We start from the raw sequence: 18,368 nt of genomic DNA, 5'->3' as shown, positions 1-18,368 counted from the left end.
GGCCAGTCTAGCCGCGGAAATGTCGGATAACCGACATTTCCGCGCCGGGCGCCGGCCTAAGCTCTTGCCCATGCCATACCGCTCCGCCGCATCCACCGAAACCGCCGCCGCATCCATCGACTGGGTGCGCCAGTACCGCCACTTCGCCACGCACGAATGCAGCCAGGACCCGCTCTATGTGGCGATCTGCCTGGCGGTGGCCGACAGCCCCGAGTTGCTGGCCCTGATGCAGCAGGTGCCGGCCACGCAGGCGCGCCCCAATCTGCTGCTGGCGGCCCTGCACGAACGCGTGCTGGCCGGCGTGGCCCATGCGCTGGCCGACTACTACCCCAGCGTGGGGGGCACGCGGCCGCCGGATGCGGCGCTGCCGGCGCTGCTGCTGGACTTTGCGCGCCAGCAGCACCCGGCCCTGCTGGCCCATCTGCGCGGCCGCGCCACCCAGACCAACGAGATCGGCCGCTGCGCCGTGCTGTGGCCGGCGCTGCAGCGGCTGGCGGCGCTGAGCGGTCGCCGCGAACTGGCGCTGTTCGATTTCGGCAGCAGCGCCGGCCTGAACCTGGGCGTGGACCGCTACCACTACGACTACGGGCCCTTCCAGCGTGGCGCAAGACCTGACCCCGAGCGACCCCGCATCGCCTGCCGCTGGCTCGGCGAGGCGCCGCCGCCGCCGGTCGAGTTCGAGCTGGTGGCGCGCCTGGGCGTGGACCTGGCGCCGGTCGACCTGCTGGACGAGGATGGCGTGCGCTGGCTGCGCGCCTGCCTGTGGCCGCAGGACCGTGCGCGCGCCCAGCGCCTGGATCAGGCACTGGCGCTGGCGCGCGCGGCCGGCCCCGCCGTCGAGCGCCATGCCGACGGCCTGGACCGGCTGGAGCGCTGGCTGGACGAGCTGCCCGCCGGCGTGCAGCCGGTGCTGTTCAACTCCTGGGTGCTGGCCTATTTCGAGCCGGCGGCGCTGGCGCGCTACCAGGCGCGCGTGGCCGAGCTGGTGCGCGCGCGCGGCCTGGCCTGGATCAGCGCCGAGGCCGCCGAGCTGCGGCCCGCGGGCCTGGCGCTGCCGCCCGCCGTGCAGGCGGTGCAGGGCGGGCCTCAGCAGACCGCCACGCTCTGGAGCCTGCAGTGGCGCGAGGCCCAGGCCTTGCGCCAGCGCGCACTGGCCTGGTCGCATGCGCATGGGCAATGGCTGCAATGGCTGGATGCTTGAGCGGCTTCAGGAGGCTTCCCGCACGCGCGTGATCTGCACGCTGACGATCTGCCAGCGTCCGCCGCGGCGCACATAGACGTCGATGTAGCGGTAATGGCTGGTGAATGGCTTGCCATCGTGGCTGCCCTGCATGCGTGTGCGGCCGCTCAGCAGGGCGGTGTCGCCGTAGAGCCGGATCTCGAAGTCCTCCACCGCGTAGGGTGCGATGCGCAGCTTGGGCGACATCAGCCCCTCGACGAAGCTGCGCTTGTCCTCAATGTCGGCGTCGGCGTCGATCTGGCGGAAGTCCTCCGCCATGTTCGCCTCGATGGCGGCACGGTCCTGGCGCACGATGGCCTCGTCCCAGGCCTTGGCCTGGCGGCGCAGCTGCGCGATGTCGGCGGCGCGCGGGCGCGCCAGGGCGGGCGCCGCGCCCAGCGCCAGGGTGGCGGCGGCCAACAGCCGGCGACGTGTGTTGCTGCTCATGGGCATTCCTTGAGGGACAGGCTCATCGAGGTATAGCCGAGGCTGTGCCCGTCGATGCGAAACATATCGGGCCGCTCGCCCACCGCGGCGAAGCCGCAGCGCCGGTAGAGCGCCACGGCCGCGGCATTCTGACTCAGCACCTGCAGGTCCAGCCAGGCCAGGCCGGTCTGCCTTGCCCAGTCGGTGGCCAGGGTCAGCAGGCTCGCGCCCAGGCCGCGGCGGCGCTGGTCCTGGCGCACGCCCATGCCCAGCAGGCAGCGGTGCTCGGTGTGCGGCTCGGGGTGGGCACGCAGGTCCACATGCGCGCAGATCCGGCCGGCCGGGTCGCGTGCCACCCAGGCGCGGCGCCAGCCGGGTCCGTCCAGCGGCCGCTGCAGGGCCTGGCGGAAGGCGTCGGCGCGCTCGGGCGCGAACACCGAGTGAGCGCGCGCCAGCGGCTGGAAGTAGCCGCTCGGCGGCAGGCCGTTCTCCTGCAGATGCAGGTTCAGGTAGACGGAAAAGGCGTCAAAGTCCCGAGGATCCAGGGGGGTGATGCTTTTCATGCGGCGTAACAAGGCAGGCAAGGGACCAGGCGCGTCGGGTGGCGGGCGAATGCCTGGCATTCTGCAGCAGCCCGAACGTCGATAATGCGGGCAGCTAAACCCGGAGTCCCGCCATGTTCCAACACGTCGACGCCTACGCAGGCGACCCCATCCTGAGCCTGAACGAAGCCTTCCAGAAGGACACGCGCCCGGGCAAGATCAACCTGTCGATCGGCATCTACTTCGACAACGACGGCAAGATCCCGATGCTGGACTCGGTGCGCAAGGCCGAGCTGGAGGTGGTGGCCGCGGCCGGTCCGCGCCCCTATCTGCCGATGGAAGGCGCGGCGAACTTCCGCAGCGCGGTGCAGGAGCTGCTGTTCGGCAAGGGCCACCCCGCCATCGCGGCCGGCCGCATCGTCACCATCCAGGGCGTGGGCTCGAGCGGCGGCCTCAAGGTCGGCGCCGACTTCATCAAGCGCTACTTCCCCGACAGCGCCATCTATGTGAGCGACCCCACCTGGGACAACCACCGCGCCGTCTTCGAGGGCTCGGGCATCACCGTCAAGACCTACCCCTATTACGACGCGGCCACCGGCGGCCTGCGCTTCGCCGAGCTGCTGGACGCGATGCGCGCCCTGCCGGCCAAGAGCGTGGTGCTGCTGCATGCCTGCTGCCACAACCCCACCGGCGTGGACCTGACGCCGCTGCAATGGGACGAGCTGATCCCGGTGCTGAAGGAGCGCCAGCTGCTGCCCTTCCTGGACCTGGCCTACCAGGGCTATGGCGACGGCATCGAGGAAGACGCCTTCGCGATCCGCGCCATGGCCGATGCCGGCCTGGCCTTCTTCGTCGCCAACAGCTTCTCCAAGAGCATGAGCTTGTATGGCGAGCGCTGCGGTGCGCTCAGCGTGGTGTGCCCCGACGCGGCCCAGGCCGTCAACGTGCTGGGTCAGCTCAAGTTCATGATCCGCCGCAACTACTCCAACCCGCCCATGCATGGCGGCCAGATCGTCGCCAAGGTGCTGAGCACGCCCGAGCTGCGCAGCCTGTGGGAGGGCGAGGTGAGCGAGATGCGCGACCGCATCCACCAGATGCGCAACGCCCTCTACGAGGTGCTGAGCGCCAAGCTGCCGGGCCGCAACTTCGACTACTTCCTGACCCAGCGCGGCATGTTCAGCTACACCGGCCTCACGCCCGCCCAGGTGGACCGCCTGAAGGACGAGTTCGCCGTCTACCTGGTGCGCTCGGGCCGCATGTGCGTGGCGGGCCTGAACACCGGCAACGTCGAGGCCACCGCCAACGCGATGGCCGCGGTGCTGGCGTGAGCTGGCGCAGGCTTGCCAACCGGGCGGCGGTGTCCGCCCTGGGCGTGAGCCTGATGTTCCTGATCGGGCCGCGCAACCCCGAGGCGGCCCTGGAGCCCCCGGCGGCGCAGACCCCGCCGCCCGCCAGCCTGGAGGCGCTCGACGCGCACCTGGCGGCGCGCGAGGCGGCGCTGGGCAACGTCATCCCGGGCACCGAGAAGCGCATCGTCTGGGGCGCCGGCGGCAAGCAGCGCGCGCCCTGGGCGGTGGTATTCCTGCATGGCTTCAGCGCCAGCCGCCAGGAGCTCGCGCCCCTGCCCGAGCTGGTGGCGCAAGGCCTGGGCGGCCATGTCTTCTACACCCGCCTGGCCGGCCATGGCCAGCCCGGCGAGGCCCTCGGCAAGGCCACCGTGGCCGACTGGAAGGCCGACGCGCTGGAGGCGCTGGCGATCGGCCAGCTGCTGGGCGAGCGCGTGCTGGTGATCGGCAACTCCACCGGCGCGACCCTGGCGGCCTGGCTGGCGCAGCAGGAGGCGGCGCGCCAGGTCGCGGCCTATGTGATGGTGTCGCCAAACTTCGGCCCCAAGGATCCCTGGGCCCAGGTCATCAACTGGCCCTGGGGCCGGCAGCTGGCGCGTCTGGTGCAGGGCCCCGAGCGCAGCTACCCGCCGCGCAGCGAGCTGAAGGCGCGCTACTGGACGCACCGCTATCCCACCGAGGCGCTGTTCCCGATGATGGCGCTGGTGGACCATGTGCACCGCAGCCCGCTGGAGTGGATACAGGCACCGCTGCTGATGCTGGTCTCGCCGCGTGATTCGGTGATCTCGGTGGAGGCGGCGCAGGCGGCCTTCCGCCGCTTCGGCAGCCCTGCCAAGAAGCTCATCGAGGTGAACTACAGCGAGTCGCTGGGCCAGCACATCCTCGCCGGCGACATCGAGGCCCCCAAGGCGAGCGCGCCGATGGCGCAGCAGATACTGGACTTCGTGCGCGCGCAGCCCTGAGCCGAACTGCCCAGGTCTGGCAGGCGGCCAAGCCCTGAGCGGGTGGCCGCTGCGGCCCGGATGCGCAGGCCCTCGCTGCGCTCGGGCTCCCCTGCGCTGCTCGCGCCTTGTGGCCCGGCGCACAACTCACTGCGCTCGCCGTCGGCTCGCTCCGTTCGGACAAAGTGCGCCAATCCAGTGCTGGTGTCGCGCGAGTACGCGCGAGGCCACAAGACGCTCCGCTGCTCGGCAGCGCAAAGGGCCTTCGCAACCACCCGCCCAGGGCTTTGCCAGCACCGTTGGTCGTGCACGCCCTCGTGCCACACGCGGGCTCCAAGCGGCGCAGGCCGGCAGTGCGAGGCCCCATTGGCGGTGCCGAGCAGCGCAGCCAGACCAGGTTGCGCGTCGCTCCGGGCGATGCGTCGAGCGCACCTTGTTTGAGCTGGAGCACAGGCGGGTGCCACTGGCACACGCCGGCCCGCAGGGGTGCGACGGCGAGTTGTGCGCGAGTCCTGGTCTGGTGAGCAGCGAGGGAAGCCTGAACGCAGTGAAGGCCTCCGCCTCTGGGGCCGAGTGCCTGCCGGCCTGCGCTGCGGCACGGGGGAGCAATGCGATGAAACCATAGATCGGCGATGAGGCGGCCCACCGACCGAGGGGTGTCGTGTGAGCACATAGGCGCAAGTTATGGGAGCCGCCCTGGCTTTCATTGGCTGGCCGCAGCCCGAATCCGTAACCTGCCGGCATGTCGATGAAACATGTGGTGGTGATAGGCGGCGGGGTGGTGGGTCTGACGAGCGCCTGGTGCCTGGCCGAGGCCGGCCACCGGGTCAGCCTGGTGGAGCGCGAGCCGGTGCTGGCGAATGGCGCGAGCCGCGCCAACGGGGGGCAGCTCAGCTACCGTTATGTCTCGCCGCTGGCCGATGAGGGCGTGCCGCTGAAGGCCTTGCGCTGGCTGCTCGATCCCGACGGGCCGCTGCGCTTCAAGCCCGAGGCCAGCTGGCAGCAATGGAGTTGGCTGGCCGCCTTCCTGGCCAAATGCCGCGGGCCGGTGAACCGGCGCACCACCGCGCGCCTGCTGGCCCTGGGCGCCTACAGCCGCGATTCGTTTGCGCACTTGCAGCAGCGCGCGCAGCTGCAGGCGATTGCCCTGCGCAGCCCCGGCAAGCTGGTGGTCTACCGCAAGCCGGCCGAGTTCGGCCGCGTGGCGGCGCGCCTGCGCGCCAGCACCGCCACCGACGACGGCGCCGAGCGCGCCCTCAGCCACGACGAATGCGTGGCGCTGGAGCCGGCGCTGGCGCACAGCCCGGCCGAGCTGGCCGGCGGCATCTTCAGCGAGGGCGAGGCGGTGGCCGACTGCCATGCGCTCTCGCTCGCACTGGCCGAGCGCCTGCGCGGCCACCCCAACTTCCGCGGCTGCGTGCATGCCGAGGTGCAGGGCTTCAGCCTCGATCAGGCATATGGGCGGGTGCGGGCCTTGCGCACGAATGTGGGCGAGATCGGTGGCGACGAGTTCGTGCTCGCCGCCGGCCTGCAGAGCCGTGCCCTGGCGGCCGAGCTGGGCATCAAGCTGCCCATCTATCCGCTCAAGGGCTACAGCCTGACCGCGCCGATCGCCGCCGACCATCTGCCGCCGGTGGTGAGCGTGACCGACTTCGAGAAGAAGATCCTCTATGCGCGCATCGGCGAGCAGCTGCGCGTCGCCGCGATGGTGGATCTGGTGGGCGAGGACCTGCGCATCGACCCCGGCCGCATCGCCTCGCTGCAGCGTGCGGTGCGCGCCATGTTCCCGCGCGCTGCCGATTACGATCGCGCCGAGACCTGGGCCGGCTTGCGCCCCGCCACCCCCAGCGGTGCGCCGCTGCTGGGCGCAACCCCGGTGCCCGGGCTGTGGCTCAATGTGGGCCATGGTGCCTTGGGCTTCACCTTCTCCTTCGGTTCGGCGCGCATCGTGGCCGAGCTGGTGTCGGGCCGTACTAGCCCGCTGAGCCTGGACGGCCTGCAACTGCCACGACGATGACAGCAGCATGAATTCAAGCGATCTGGCCGAACTGCTGCGCCGCGCGGTGCTGGCACAGGATTTCGGCGCCACGCCCGACCCTTTTGATGGCGGCCGGGCGCTGCGCCATTTCCCCAGCATCGATCTGGCCGTGGCCTGCTTCCCGGCCGGCGGCGCGCCGGTGTTTGCCAACGTGCTGTTCTCGCGCCAGCATCCGCAGGGCCTGGCGGCGGGCATGGCGGCCGGCGCGGGCGCGGCGCAGGGCATCCGCTTCCTGGCCGATCAACAGGACGCGCAGGGCCGCTCGATCGCCTGGCTGCCCGAGGCCCCCGGGGTCGATTGGCAGCGCCTGGACTGGCTGCCCCTGCATGGCGACAGCGGCCCCGCGGTGGTGGCGCCCTATCCGGCCTCGCTGCTCAAGCTGATGGTGCTGGTCGGGCTGGCCTGGCTGATTGACCAGGGCCGCAGCCGCTGGGATGCGCCGCTGTCTTTCGAGGGTCAGTGCCGTGCCGTGCGCGATTGGGCCCTGGACATGACGGCGATCAGCTGCAACACCGCCACCTCGGCCCTGGTGCTGCATCTGCACGCGATCGGCGCGATCCGCCGCGACGCGCAGGGCGAATGCCACAACGAAGTGCAGCAGCTGTTCGCCCGCCTGGGCCTGCCGACGCTGAGGCTCGTCAACACCCGGCCCGATGGCGGCTGGGGCAATGCCGCCGGTGCCGGCGTGGGCCAGCTGCAGATGACGGCCTGGGACACCGTGCGCCTGCTCTGGTGGCTGGACCCCGACGCGCCCGCGGCGCCCTGGCTGCCGGCGCATGCGCCGCGGCTCAGCGCGGAGAGCCGGGGTCAGGTCTTGCGGGCGCTGGAGGCGCAGACCCTGCGCGTGCTGATGCCCGAGCGGCTGGCGACCTCAGCGCTGCACTTCGCCCACAAGACCGGCACGACCGAGAACTACGCCTCCGACGCCGGTATCGTGCGTGCTGTTGCGCCACGCCGTCGTCATTACCTGATCGCCATGCTCAGCAACCTCGGTTCCCGCTACGGCGCGCCGGAAGCGCGCCTGCCGGCGCTGGGCGCGGCCATCGACGCCGCGCTCGAGCCCTGGCTGGAGTCTTGCTCATGAACGAGTTCTTTTTGATGCGGCCGCTACCGGCCGGCGCCTGTCTGGGCGTGGTGGCACCCGCCGGTCCGCCCAAGCCGGGCGTGCTGGAACAGGTGGCGCCGCTGATCGAGCAGCTGGGCTTTCGCGCCAAGCTGTTTCCCGGCTGCGCCGGCCCCGCGCAGCTGGGTCATCTGGCGGCGGCTGACGCGCAGCGCCTGGCCGATCTGCATGCCGCCTTTGCCGACCCCGGGGTCGACGCCGTGCTGTGCCTGCGCGGCGGCTATGGCTGCATCCGCCTGCTCGATGGCCTGGACCTGGCACTGCTGAAGCGCCACCCCAAACCCCTGATCGGCTACAGCGACATCACCTCCCTGCACGGCGCGCTCGATCGCCTCGGCCTGCCGGCCTGGCATGCGCCGATGCCGGCCTCGGACTGGATCGATAAAGGGCCGGGTGGCCTGGACGATGCACGCCGCCTCGCCGCCCAGCTGCAGCGCGGCCTGCGCGCCGGCGATGTGCTGGCGCCCGAGGATCTGCCGGCTCACCCCTTGAGCCAGGGCGAGCGTGCCCGGGGCCGGCTGATCGGCGGCAATCTCTCGGTGCTGGTGTCCAGCCTGGGCACGCGCTGGATGCCCGATGCGCGCGGCGCCATCCTGTTCCTGGAAGACATTGCCGAAGACCCCTACCGCGTCGATCGCTACCTGGCTCAGCTGCGCCTGGCCGGCGTGCTCGACGCCGCCGCGGGCTTTCTGATCGGCAGCTTCAGCGATGCCGAGGCCCCCGACGCGGTGCTGGCCGACTACCTGCCGCAGCTCGGCAAACCCATCCTGGCCGGCTGGCCCAGCGGGCATTGCTGCCCGAACCTGCCACTGCCGCTGGGCGTGCCGCTCACGCTGGACGTGGCCGGGCGTTGCCTGCGCCTGTAGCGAGCGGCCTGCCCGGGCTGCACGAGGCGGCTCGCGTGAGGGTCAGACCTCGCGCCGCGGCCGATGGCTGCCCGCCCTCGCTACCTGGGCGCCCCAGCCGGCTTCCGAGAGGGTCTGCTGCAGGGCCGCGCCATGCACCGTGAAATGCAGCTCCGTGCCATGGGCCGCGCTCAGCCTCGGCAGCACCTCACGCAGCACCTGCAGGCCAGCCTCCAGATCATGCAGCTCGATGTCGACCCGGTGAAAGCTGCCCGGGTCACTCTCGCTGGCGCCTGCCGAAGGCACCGAGGTCCCCCAACTCAGCAGCGAGCCCGTCGCGCTCGTCTCGAGTGCACTCTCCAGCGCTTGATGCAGCGCATCCAAGGCCTGCTTGGCCAGACCTCGCAACGGGACTTTGACGTAGACGAAATGCATTCCGGGCAGTGTGAATGCAATGCCTTGGGGCTGCAAGCCATGTTGCCGACGCGAATCGGCTCGAGCCACCGGTTAGGCCTTTGCCTCACCAATAGCGATTTGAATTGCAACATGCGTTCTGGCAATGCGCTTCTGAAACCACATTTCGCTCATGATCTGATTGACCGCCAGCCTGACCAGACCCGTTGCTTTGTCCGGGCGATCGAACTTGATAAGGCGCAGTGGAAACTCGTCCTCGTCGCAAAGGACTCTACCGTGAGCGATGGCGTCTCGAACTTCAACCAGCGACCCGTCTATCTCGGGGTTCCCAAGCAGCTTCATACGCTCGTTGAAGCGCGCGATCAGTTGACCCAACGTATCGTAGTCAGTGAGCTGGTTCACCGACATCGCGGTTCCAACAGGAATGGACTCGAAGTCAAGCCGCCCATTTGGATCCTGCGGCTTAGCATGCGTCAACAGTGCCATTCGCAGGGCGGTCTCCAAGCTGTGGAAATTTGTGACCAACCTGCCCAATAGTTCGGCGTGCTGCGTTGGCGTCATGTCTAAGGACTAACGTTTGAATTGAGCTGCTCAGAAAGACGTCGGTTCTGATGAATGGCTAGGCTGCGTACTCATGCCAACACTTTGGAAATGGAAACTAATCGTGCCGTATGCGTTCTGCAGTTCTGACTCTGTTCATTTCCCTCGCTCTCAGCGTACAGAACGACCGCAACCGCGACAGGTCCGGCTAGCAGTAGGAATCCGACTACCCGTAGGGCGGTGCGCATGAGCGACTTACTCACGGGTACGGCGAACAAGGCCGCGAACATAAGAAGGCTTGGGATCATGAACCACACAGAGGCAACCTGATAGTCAAGCGATGCAACTGTGCTGCCAGCTGCGCTTCGCTCGCAGCCCGCTCGATAGGAGAACGCCAGCGAGCCTGCGACAAGAGAAATTCCAAGAAACGAGATGAATACCTTTCCCGTCAGAGCTTTGGTACGAGACTTCATGATGTCCAACTTGCTTGCATGCGGGTCGCGAATGATCTTTGCCTAACATTTGAACATGCGGCCACTCGCCTGGGGCTTTGCCCGCACCGATCGGTGTGCGCGCCCCTCGTGCCACGGGCGTGCTTCGAGCGGCCCAGGCCGGCTGGTGCGAGACCCCATTGGCGGTGCCGAGCCGCGCAGCCAAACCGGGTTGCGCATCGCTCCAGGCGATGCGTCGAGCGCACCTTGTTTGAGCTGGAGCACAGGCGGGTGCCACCGGCACACGCCGGCCCGCAGGGGTGCGACGGCGAGTTGTGCGCGAGTCCCGGTTTGGCGAGCAGCGAGGGAAGCCTGAACGCAGTGAAGGCCTCCGCCTCTGGGGTCGAGTGCCTGCCGGCCTGGGCAGCGACGCGAACTCACTCGCTGCCAACGCTTCTGCGAGTTCCCCGCACATCGACGAAGCAACCATAAAAAAACCCGCCGGCTTGCGCGGGCGGGGCTTTGTGCGAGGCGCCAGGCCGGCGCTGGTTTACCAGAACTTGTAGTCCACCGTGAAGGTGTAGCTGCGGCCGCGCGGGTCGGCCACGCGGGGTTCCCAGGAGCTGCCGGCGCCGGTGTTGCCGTCGTAGGCCACCGAGAACGGCGGGTCTTCGTTCAGCAGGTTCTTGATGCCGAAGCTGAGGCCCAGGTTCTTGATGCCGGTGTAGCTGATGCTGGCGTTGTGGGTCAGGTACTTGGCGACGTTGGGGCTCCATTGCGAGGGCGTCACGCTGCCGTTGGCCACGCCGGGCAGCACGGCGTCCTTGTAGCCGTTGCGCCAGAGTTGCTGCAGCATCGCGACCCAGGGGCCTTCGCTGTAGGTGAAGGTCAGGGCATGCTTCCAGCGCAGGCCCAGATCGCCCGAGCGGGTGAACACGCCGATCTCGCTGGCACCCATCGGTGCGCTGGCGATCAGGCGCGAGCGCTTGTCGAGCAGGTAGGTGCCTTCCAGCGAGACGCCCAGCATGCCGTCGCCGACGCGGGCCGCGCCGCGCACGGAGAGGTCCACGCCCTTGGTGATCGATTCACCGGCGTTGACCCAGCGATCGTCGATGGCAACCAGATTGCCGGAGGCGTCGCGCAGGAAGTTGGCCGGGAACAGGGCGGCGTTGTTGACGATGTCGGACAGCGCCAGGAACTGGATCGTGCCTTCCTTGCGGATCTGCCACCAGTCGGCGCTGGCGGTGATGTCGCGCGCCGGCGACCAGACGATGCCGGCCGTCCATTGGCGGCTCTTCTCGGGGCCCAGCTCGGGCTTGCCGCCGGTGAAGATGTCGGGCGTGATGGCTTCGCAGCCGGGCTTGGTGGGGTCGACCTTGAGGCCGGCGCACTTGGCCGGATCGACCAGGTCCTTGCCCGAGTAGGTCGAGATGGTGATGCCATTGAACAGCTGGTTGAAGCTGGGCACGCGGAAGCCGCGGCTGGCCGAGGCGCGCATCACCAGCTGGTCCAGCGGCGCGTAGCGCAGCGAGACCTTGGGGTTGGTGGTACCGCCGAAGCCGGTGTAGTCGTCATGGCGCACGGCCATGGTCAGCTCCAGCTGCTTGGTGATGGGCACCAGCAGCTCGGCGAACTCGGCCTTGATGGTGCGCTTGACCGTGTCCAGCGTGTTGATGCTGTCGAAGGGGGCGTTGAAGATGGCGCCCTGCGTCGCCAGGTCGGTGGCGTTGCCGTTGAACTTGTACTTCTCCTGGCGGGCATCCAGGCCCACCGCGGCCATCACCTCGCCGGCCGGCAGCTTGAAGAGCGGGCCGCTGGCGGTGAAGTCGGCCTGGTTGAGGGTGAACTTGCCGCCGTACAGGGTCACGCCGTTGGCGCGCACGGCGTCCAGTGCGCTCATCGCGGCGGCGCTCTGGGTCAGGCTGAAGGGGTCCAGCGTGCCGTTGTTGATGAGCGCGGCAAACGGCTTGCCGTAGAAGTAGCCGCTGCCCAGCAGCGAGGTGGTGTCGCTGGTGGCGGAGGACAGACCGGTCTTGTAGTCCCAGCCGGCGAACAGCGGGCCGTCGGCGCCGACCAGGAAGCGCTGGGTCTTGGAGGTGGTCTCGATCTCGCGGCTGCCGCAGGGGATGCAGCGCCAGCGCATCGCCATCGGCAGGCCCTTGTTGGCGGCCAGGGTCGGGAAGGTGGCGACCAGGGCGTTGAAGACCTTGTCGTAGCTGGCGCCGGTGCTCGGGTAGGCGAGGTTGAAGAAGGGGCTGCTGGCCGAGGTGCTGCTGGTGATCTGGTTGGCCGAGAAGCTCTTGGCCGAGTCGACCTGGGCGCCGACGAACTCGGCGAACAGCTGGTGCTCGCCCAGGGCCAGCGTGCCATGGGCCACCAGATTGGTCGACTTGACCGGCTGCTGCAGCACGGCCGCACGGCCGGTGTCCCAGGCGCAACCCCATTTGGCGGAGGGGCTGGCCCACAGCTTCTCGTCGTAGGCGTCCATGCCGTCCACCGAGTTGCAGCCGGCCTGGCCGGGCAGGTCCAGGTAGTTGATGCCGTTCATGGCCACGGTGGTGCCGGGCTGGATCGGGCCGGTGCTGCGGCCGGTGGTGTTGAGGTTGTCGCGGCTCAGCGCGTTGTAGAGGCTGGAGATCGCGAACACGGTGGCGATCGGCGTGCCACGCGTGTCCACCGAGAGGCCGCGGTTGGGCTGGAAGGTGTTGACGAAGTCGCGCTGGTCGCCGCGCAGCGCCTTGGAGTCGCTGTGCGCCAGCGCCACCAGCAGGTTGAACTTGTCGCGCTCGAGGTCGCCGAAGCCACCCACCAGCTTGACGCGGCCGATGTTGGCGCCGCCCGCCTCGGTGATGTCGGTGAAGGCCTGGGCCTCCAGGCCGTTGTAGTTCTTGCGCAGGATGAAGTTGATGACGCCGCCGATCGCGTCGGTGCCGTAGATGGCCGAGGCGCCGTCCTTGAGGATTTCAACGCGCTCGACCGCAGCCATCGGGATCGAGTTCAGGTCGACGACGCCGCCGTTCAGGCCGTGCGCGGCGACGCGCCGGCCGTTCAGCAGCACCAGGGTGCTGGCCGAACCCTGGCCGCGCAGATTGGCGGCGGTGGCGCCGTTGTTGCCACGCGCCTGGCCGGCCACCACGTCGGCATTGCCGGCCAGGTTATCCAGGCCGTTGCCGTTGGCGCTCAGCACCGAGATCAGCTGTTCGGCCGAGACGATGCCCTGGCGCTCGAGCTCCTTGCGCGAGATCACCTGGATCGGCAGGGCGCCTTCGTCCTGGATGCGCTTGATGCTGGAGCCCGTGACCTCGACGCGCTCGACCTTCTGCACCGGGGCGGTGGACTGGGCGCTGGCGAGCAGCGGGGCGGCCAGACCCACGAGGGCGAGGCAATGGGTGAGCTTGGTCAACTTCATCAAGATGCTTCTCCTTAACGACTGAATGCGGGGCGCTGCGGGGCAGGGATGATAGGCAGGGTCGAGGGGCATGATCGAGTAGCCGGCGCCACTGGGCCATAGGGGCCGGCCGCATTTGTTGCTTTGCCCACAATGAATGCTTGTGCGAACCTCATAACCTGTGGGAATGCGGCCCCCGGGAACGCGCCCGCGCGGGCCGCTCGCTCAGGGCTTGAGCCGGCTGTGCCGGGCGGCCGGCGCCGCTAGAGTGGGGCCATGTCTTGCCTCCCCCCCATCCGGCGCCGCGGCGCCGCCGTCTTGCTGCTGGCCGCGCTCGCGCTGAGCGGCTGCGCCGGCCTGGTGCCCACCAGCCACGAACTCCCCGCGCCGGTGCGCGCGGCCCTGCAGCGCGCCGGCCTGCCCGAGCAGAGCCTGGGCGTGGTGGCCTTCCCGCTCGAGGCGCCGCGCCAGGGCCTGCGTTGGCGCGCCGACGCGGCGATGCAGACCGGCTCCACCATGAAGCTGGTGACGGCCATCGTGGCGCTGGACAAGCTGGGCCCGAACCAGCGCGGCCGCACCGAGCTGCTGGCCACGGCGGTGCCGCAGGATGGTGTGCTGCAGGGCCCGCTCTACCTGCGCGGCGGCGCCGATCCCGAGCTGGACTGGGCCGCGCTGTGGGGCCTGCTGCGCGAGTTGCGCGAGCAGGGCCTGCGCGAACTGCGCGGCGGCATCGTGGTGGACCGCACGCGCTTCCAGCCGGCGCGGCCCGAGCTGGGCCAGCCGGCCTTCGACGAGCAGCCCGAGTTCCCCTACAACGTGATCCCGGATGCCCTGCATCTGAACGGCAGCCTGCTGGACCTGGAGCTGCAGTCCGACGGCGAGCGCGTGCAGGCGCGCCTGAGCCCGGCCTGGCCGGGGCTGAGCGTCGACGCCACCGGCCTCACGCTGAACGAGCTGGCTTGCAAGGATTGGGAGGAGGGTTGGCAGATTCCCGTGGTCGAGGCCGGCCAGTTGCGCCTGCGCGGCAGCTTCCCGCGCCAATGCCGGCAGCGCCAGGCCCTCAATGTGTTCGATCGCCAGCTGCTGGCCGGTGCCGCGCTGCGCGCGTTGTGGCAGGAGCTGGGCGGCACGCTGCAGGGCGAGGTCAGCGAGGGCGCCACGCCGGTAGAGGCACGCGTGCTCGCCAGCCACCAGGGCCGACCGCTGGGCGAGCTGCTGCGCGGCGTGATGAAGCGCTCGGACAATGCGCTGACGCGTTTGACCTTTCTCAACCTCGGCGCCGCGCACCCGCGCGCCGCCAGCTTTGCCAGCACCCAGGAAGCCGCCGCCGACCAGGTGCGCCAGTGGCTTGCCGAGCATGGCGTGGCGGCGCCCGAGCTGGTGCTGGAGAACGGCTCGGGCCTCTCGCGCGCCGAGCGCATCAGCCCCGCCAGCCTGGCCGCCATGCTGGCCGCGGCCTGGCAGGGCCCTTATGCGCCCGAGCTGCTCAGCAGCCTGCCGCTGGCCGGGGTGGACGGCACCCTGGGCCGGCGCCTCAAGGGCACGCCGGCCGAGGCGCGCGCGCGCCTGAAGACCGGCACGCTGCGCAATGTGGTGGGCCTGGCCGGCTATGTGCACGACGGCCGGGGCCGCCCCTGGGTGATGGTGGCCCTGCTCAACCACGACGAGGCGCCCGCCAAGGGCCGGCCGGTGCTGGATGCGCTGGCAGCCTGGCTTGCGCAATATTGACGCGAGCGCCACCACGCCAGCCGCTATGCTGGCGCCATCGCAGGGCTTGAACGGGGGCGGGATGGCTGGAAGCTGGGCAGCAGCGTGCATGACGCTGGCGGTGGCGCTGGGCTTTGGCGCACCGGCGCTGGCCCAGCCGCCCGCCAAGCGCCTTTCCTTTGTCACCGAGCATTTCCCGCCCTACACCTATGCGGAGGCGGGCACGGCCGCCGGCCCGATGGTGGATGTGCTGCAGGCCGCCTGCGCGCGGCTGCGCTGGCAATGCACGGTGGAGGTGCTGCCCTGGCGGCGCGCGCTGGGCCTGGCCCAGAACGGCCTGGTGGATGGCATCTTCACGGTGGTGGACACGCCCGAGCGGCGCAGCTATTTCCATGTCAGCGTGCCGGTGCTGGGGGCGCGCTACACCTTGTTCACGCGTGCCGGCGACGACTTCGTGCTGCAAGGCGACCGCCAGGCCCTGGTGGGCCGCACCATCGGCGCCTATGGCCCCTCGGCCACGGTGCTGGCGCTGGACGAGCTGGTGGAGGGCCTGAAGGTCGAGACCGTCATCGAGCCCGACAACCGCACCGTGCTGCGCAAGCTCGCGGCCGGGCGCTACGGCCCGCATGGCCTGGCGCTGGTGAACGAATACGTGGCCCTGCACCTGATGCGCGAAGACCAGCTCGGCGGCCTGCAGAGCGCCGGCGCGGTGAAGGAGTTCGACTACGCCTTCGGGCTGGTGCGCCAGCGCATCGGCGCGCGCGATTTCAAGGCCTTCAACGAGGCCCTCGTCGCGCTGTGCCACAGCGGCCGCAGCGCCGAGCTGGTGCGCCCCTATGCGCTGCCGGCCTCGGCCTGTGCGAAGGCCGCGCGCCGCTGAGCCGGCGGGCCGGGCCTGCTGCCGCCCGGCGGCCTAGCTGCGCCAGGGCAGGTCCAGCGCCTCGCCCTCGGGCAGGTGGGTCGCCACCGGCGTGGCCGCGAAGATGCCCAGCGTCTCCAGCGCCACCTCGCCCACATTGAAGAACTGGTGCAGCTCGCCCTTGGGCAGCACCAGCGTGCAGTTGGCGCCGAAGCGCTGCACGCGGCCGTTGCTGTGCAGCTCGCCGCTGCCGGCCAGGCACAGCACGACCTCGTCGCAATCGTGGCTGTGCGGCGGCGTGCCGGCGCCCGGCGCCATCGACTGGCGCCACACCGACAACTGGCTCAGGCCTTCGGCCTCGCCGGCCCAGGTGGCGTGGGCGATGCCGGCCAGCGGGCTGGCCTCGGGTTGGATCTGTTGAATGACTTGCTGCATGTGGATGGCTCCAAAAATGCCCGGGCCTTGGCGCGGTGCCCGGGCGTTGACCGCTCTGAGGCCCGCAGTCTCGGCCTCGCGCGGCGATTCGAGAAGACCGCGAAGCGTCTTAACATTGCCGACATTTCGTCGGCAAAGGCCGGGCGGGGAGAGACCATGCAGGGGCTGCAGCAGTTCATCGCATTCGCGCAGACGGCGCGCTACGGCGGCTTCGCGGCGGCCGCGCGCGCGCAGGGCGTGGCGCCCTCCACGCTGGCCAAGGCGGTGGCGCGCCTGGAGGCGGTGCTGGGCGTCAAGCTGTTCCACCGCACCACCCGCCAGGTCACGCTGACGCCCGATGGCGAGCGCCTCTTCGAGCGCTGCCAGCGCGTGCTGGACGAGGTGGAAAGCCTGCAGGCCGAGGCCTCGGGCACGCGCGGCACGCCCACCGGGGTGCTGCGCATCGACCTGCCGGTGTTCTACGGCAAGCGCTTCGTGATGCCGCTGCTGGCGCAGCTGCTGCAGCAGCACCCGGCCCTGCAGCTGGACCTGCGCCTCACCGATCTGCAGGTGGACCTGGTGCGCGAGGGCGTGGACCTGGCGGTGCGCATCGGCCAGCTGCGCGACAGCACGCTGGTGGCGCGCCGCGTCGATCAGCAGGGCCTGGTGCTGTGCGCCAGCGCGGCCTACCTGGCGCGGCGCGGCACACCGCGCCGGGTGGACGATCTGCATGCCCACGATGAGGTGGTGTTCCGCGTGCCCTCGACGGGGCGCGACCGGCCCTGGCATTTCCGCCAGCGCGGGGTGGCGCTGGAGCACCTGCCGCGGGCGCATGTGCGTGTCAACGAGACCGAGGGCCTGCTGGAGGCGCTCAAGCTCGGCCTGGGCCTGTGCCAGGTGCCCGACCTGCTGGTGCAGGACGAGCTGGCGCGCGGCGAGCTGGTGGAGCTGCTGCCGGCCTGCCGCCCGCCCAGCATGCCCATCCACATCGTCTACCCGTCGAACCGGCTGCTGCCCTCGCGCTTGAAGGTGGCGATCGAGGCGCTGGAGGCCTTGCGCGGGCGCGGCTGAGGCGGGCGCCGCTCAGCGCACCGCCGGCGCCAGCAGGCCGATGCTGCCGGCATCGGCGTCGATCTCCACCGGTGCGCCCACCGGCAGGGTGAACTTGCGCTTGATGTGGCCGATCATGGCGCCGCGGTAGACGGGCACGTTGAGCGGCAGGAAGTAGTCGTCGAAGACTTCGTCCAGCGTCAGCGTGCCATAGCCGTCGCCGGGCTCGCACTTGGTGAACTTGCCCAGCACCACGCCGGCCAGCTGGTCCAGCGCGCCGGCCAGGCGCAGCGTGGAGAGCATGCGGTCGATGCGGTAGATGTATTCGTTGATGTCCTCGAGGAAGAGCACGGCGCCGCGCCAGTCGTGCCAGAAGCGCGAGCCCGCCAGCGAGCTCAGCACCGCCAGATTGCCGCCCAGCAGGCGCCCGCGGGCCTTGCCGCCGCGCAGGGTCTGGATGCGGTCCTGGGTCTGTACCAGGTTGTCGCCGCGCTCGCCCTGCGGGTTCCTCAGCAGCGGCAGCTCGCCGTCCTTTTGCATCACCATGGCCTTGAAATGCGCGACGCTGAACTCGTTCCATTCCGAGCCCGCCACCGGGCAGTGGAAGGTGACGAGGCCGGTCTGCTGGTGGATGGCGTTGACCAGGCAGGTGAGGTCGGAGAAGCCGCCGAAGAACTTGGGCTGGCGCCGGATCAGGCCGTAGTCGAGCTTGTCGACGATGCGGTTGCAGCCCGAGCCGCCAGTGAGCGCGATGATGCCGGCCACACCCTCGTCGGCGAACATGGCGTTGATGTCGGCGGCGCGCTCGGCATCGCTGCCGCCGAACTGCCCGTAGCGGCCGCGCACATGCTGGCCCAGCTTGACCTTGAAGCCCAGCGCCTGCAGCGCCTCGACGGCCAGCTGCAGCGGCTCGCGCTCATAGGTGGCGTTGGCGGGGCTCACCAGGCCCAGAGTGTCGCCGGGGCTGAGGCGGCGCGCCAACAGCGGCGTGGGTATCGGTTTCGCGTCGGCCTTGGCGCCGGCGAGCAGGGCGCCGCCGAGCGCCAGCGATTGGGTGAAGCTACGTCGGGCGATTGTCGGCATAC

Annotated in this window: 16 protein-coding genes; 9 read left to right on the top strand and 7 right to left on the bottom strand. The window is 70.0% G+C overall.

Annotated elements, in window-relative coordinates:
• Positions 1-70: 70 nt before the first annotated feature.
• Positions 71-1,201, top strand: a complete 1,131-nt coding sequence (locus tag AC3WQY_RS09900) for a DUF2332 domain-containing protein (RefSeq protein ID WP_492707926.1) — start codon at positions 71-73, stop codon at positions 1,199-1,201.
• Between the two features lie 6 nt (positions 1,202-1,207).
• On the opposite strand, the gene AC3WQY_RS09895 is transcribed toward AC3WQY_RS09900, so the two are convergent.
• Together AC3WQY_RS09895 and AC3WQY_RS09890 are read right to left on the bottom strand one after the other, a co-directional pair.
• Positions 1,208-1,666 (bottom strand): nuclear transport factor 2 family protein, encoded by a 459-nt coding sequence (locus tag AC3WQY_RS09895; protein WP_285234729.1) that lies wholly within the window; start codon positions 1,664-1,666, stop codon positions 1,208-1,210.
• Complete coding sequence (locus tag AC3WQY_RS09890) at positions 1,663-2,208, bottom strand: GNAT family N-acetyltransferase (RefSeq protein WP_285234730.1); 546 nt, start codon at positions 2,206-2,208, stop codon at positions 1,663-1,665. The genes AC3WQY_RS09895 and AC3WQY_RS09890 overlap by 4 nt, the downstream gene beginning before the upstream one ends.
• 113 nt (positions 2,209-2,321) lie before the next feature.
• Here AC3WQY_RS09890 and AC3WQY_RS09885 point away from each other — a divergent pair, with 113 nt between their 5' ends.
• The 5 genes from AC3WQY_RS09885 to AC3WQY_RS09865 all read left to right on the top strand — a co-directional run bounded on the left by AC3WQY_RS09885 (position 2,322) and on the right by AC3WQY_RS09865 (position 8,501).
• A complete protein-coding gene (locus tag AC3WQY_RS09885; protein WP_285234731.1) occupies positions 2,322-3,515 on the top strand; it encodes an amino acid aminotransferase in 1,194 nt (397 codons plus the stop codon).
• Positions 3,512-4,495 (top strand): alpha/beta hydrolase, encoded by a 984-nt coding sequence (locus AC3WQY_RS09880; RefSeq protein ID WP_285234732.1) that lies wholly within the window; start codon positions 3,512-3,514, stop codon positions 4,493-4,495. Before AC3WQY_RS09885 ends, AC3WQY_RS09880 begins: the two co-directional genes overlap by 4 nt.
• Positions 4,496-5,216: 721 nt before the next feature.
• Positions 5,217-6,491: a D-amino acid dehydrogenase gene (locus AC3WQY_RS09875; protein ID WP_492707922.1), complete on the top strand. Its 1,275-nt coding sequence runs from the start codon at positions 5,217-5,219 to the stop codon at positions 6,489-6,491.
• A 7-nt stretch (positions 6,492-6,498) separates the two neighbouring features.
• Positions 6,499-7,596 carry a serine hydrolase gene (locus AC3WQY_RS09870; protein ID WP_492707919.1) on the top strand — a complete coding sequence of 366 codons (1,098 nt, stop codon included), beginning with the start codon at positions 6,499-6,501 and terminating at the stop codon, positions 7,594-7,596.
• Positions 7,593-8,501 (top strand): S66 peptidase family protein, encoded by a 909-nt coding sequence (locus AC3WQY_RS09865; RefSeq protein ID WP_492707915.1) that lies wholly within the window; start codon positions 7,593-7,595, stop codon positions 8,499-8,501. Before AC3WQY_RS09870 ends, AC3WQY_RS09865 begins: the two co-directional genes overlap by 4 nt.
• A gap of 42 nt (positions 8,502-8,543) precedes the next feature.
• Here the strand turns inward: AC3WQY_RS09865 and AC3WQY_RS09860 are convergent, their stop codons facing one another.
• The 3 genes from AC3WQY_RS09860 to AC3WQY_RS09850 form a co-directional block, all read right to left on the bottom strand.
• Entirely contained in the window at positions 8,544-8,915 is a 372-nt protein-coding gene (locus AC3WQY_RS09860; RefSeq protein ID WP_492707912.1) for a hypothetical protein, read from the bottom strand.
• 72 nt (positions 8,916-8,987) lie between these two features.
• Positions 8,988-9,455, bottom strand: coding sequence for a hypothetical protein (locus AC3WQY_RS09855; protein WP_492707909.1), 468 nt, complete (start codon positions 9,453-9,455; stop codon positions 8,988-8,990).
• 960 nt (positions 9,456-10,415) lie between these two features.
• Entirely contained in the window at positions 10,416-13,274 is a 2,859-nt protein-coding gene (locus AC3WQY_RS09850; RefSeq protein WP_285235557.1) for a TonB-dependent receptor domain-containing protein, read from the bottom strand.
• A gap of 255 nt (positions 13,275-13,529) precedes the next feature.
• Between AC3WQY_RS09850 and dacB the strand changes: the two genes are divergently transcribed.
• Both dacB and AC3WQY_RS09840 read left to right on the top strand, forming a co-directional pair.
• Positions 13,530-14,981 carry a D-alanyl-D-alanine carboxypeptidase/D-alanyl-D-alanine endopeptidase gene (gene dacB / locus AC3WQY_RS09845; protein WP_492707907.1) on the top strand — a complete coding sequence of 484 codons (1,452 nt, stop codon included), beginning with the start codon at positions 13,530-13,532 and terminating at the stop codon, positions 14,979-14,981.
• Positions 14,982-15,069: 88 nt separating this feature from the next.
• Entirely contained in the window at positions 15,070-15,840 is a 771-nt protein-coding gene (locus tag AC3WQY_RS09840) for a substrate-binding periplasmic protein (RefSeq protein WP_492707905.1), read from the top strand.
• 33 nt (positions 15,841-15,873) lie between these two features.
• Here the strand turns inward: AC3WQY_RS09840 and AC3WQY_RS09835 are convergent, their stop codons facing one another.
• Positions 15,874-16,254, bottom strand: a complete 381-nt coding sequence (locus AC3WQY_RS09835; protein WP_285234746.1) for a cupin domain-containing protein — start codon at positions 16,252-16,254, stop codon at positions 15,874-15,876.
• 156 nt (positions 16,255-16,410) lie between these two features.
• Between AC3WQY_RS09835 and AC3WQY_RS09830 the strand changes: the two genes are divergently transcribed.
• Positions 16,411-17,304: a LysR family transcriptional regulator gene (locus tag AC3WQY_RS09830; protein WP_492707902.1), complete on the top strand. Its 894-nt coding sequence runs from the start codon at positions 16,411-16,413 to the stop codon at positions 17,302-17,304.
• Between the two features lie 12 nt (positions 17,305-17,316).
• Here the strand turns inward: AC3WQY_RS09830 and AC3WQY_RS09825 are convergent, their stop codons facing one another.
• The gene (locus AC3WQY_RS09825) at positions 17,317-18,366 is read right to left on the bottom strand and encodes a S66 peptidase family protein (protein ID WP_492707900.1); all 1,050 of its coding nucleotides are present in this window, start codon (positions 18,364-18,366) and stop codon (positions 17,317-17,319) included.
• Positions 18,367-18,368 lie beyond the last annotated feature (2 nt).

The organism is Roseateles sp. FW301-B2 (assembly GCF_058788955.1).
This window is presented reverse-complemented; position numbering and strand designations above follow the sequence as displayed.

Bases quoted from the DNA above. Each gene is read 5' to 3' on its own strand.
- AC3WQY_RS09900 (WP_492707926.1), top strand. From the start codon at position 71: ATGCCATACCGCTCCGCCGCATCCACCGAAACCGCCGCCGCATCCATC.
- AC3WQY_RS09895 (WP_285234729.1), bottom strand. From the start codon at position 1,666: ATGAGCAGCAACACACGTCGCCGGCTGTTGGCCGCCGCCACCCTGGCG.
- AC3WQY_RS09890 (WP_285234730.1), bottom strand. From the start codon at position 2,208: ATGAAAAGCATCACCCCCCTGGATCCTCGGGACTTTGACGCCTTTTCC.
- AC3WQY_RS09885 (WP_285234731.1), top strand. From the start codon at position 2,322: ATGTTCCAACACGTCGACGCCTACGCAGGCGACCCCATCCTGAGCCTG.
- AC3WQY_RS09875 (WP_492707922.1), top strand. From the start codon at position 5,217: ATGTCGATGAAACATGTGGTGGTGATAGGCGGCGGGGTGGTGGGTCTG.
- AC3WQY_RS09870 (WP_492707919.1), top strand. From the start codon at position 6,499: ATGAATTCAAGCGATCTGGCCGAACTGCTGCGCCGCGCGGTGCTGGCA.
- AC3WQY_RS09865 (WP_492707915.1), top strand. From the start codon at position 7,593: ATGAACGAGTTCTTTTTGATGCGGCCGCTACCGGCCGGCGCCTGTCTG.
- AC3WQY_RS09860 (WP_492707912.1), bottom strand. From the start codon at position 8,915: ATGCATTTCGTCTACGTCAAAGTCCCGTTGCGAGGTCTGGCCAAGCAG.
- AC3WQY_RS09855 (WP_492707909.1), bottom strand. From the start codon at position 9,455: ATGACGCCAACGCAGCACGCCGAACTATTGGGCAGGTTGGTCACAAAT.
- AC3WQY_RS09850 (WP_285235557.1), bottom strand. From the start codon at position 13,274: ATGAAGTTGACCAAGCTCACCCATTGCCTCGCCCTCGTGGGTCTGGCC.
- dacB (WP_492707907.1), top strand. From the start codon at position 13,530: ATGTCTTGCCTCCCCCCCATCCGGCGCCGCGGCGCCGCCGTCTTGCTG.
- AC3WQY_RS09840 (WP_492707905.1), top strand. From the start codon at position 15,070: ATGACGCTGGCGGTGGCGCTGGGCTTTGGCGCACCGGCGCTGGCCCAG.
- AC3WQY_RS09835 (WP_285234746.1), bottom strand. From the start codon at position 16,254: ATGCAGCAAGTCATTCAACAGATCCAACCCGAGGCCAGCCCGCTGGCC.
- AC3WQY_RS09830 (WP_492707902.1), top strand. From the start codon at position 16,411: ATGCAGGGGCTGCAGCAGTTCATCGCATTCGCGCAGACGGCGCGCTAC.
- AC3WQY_RS09825 (WP_492707900.1), bottom strand. From the start codon at position 18,366: ATGCCGACAATCGCCCGACGTAGCTTCACCCAATCGCTGGCGCTCGGC.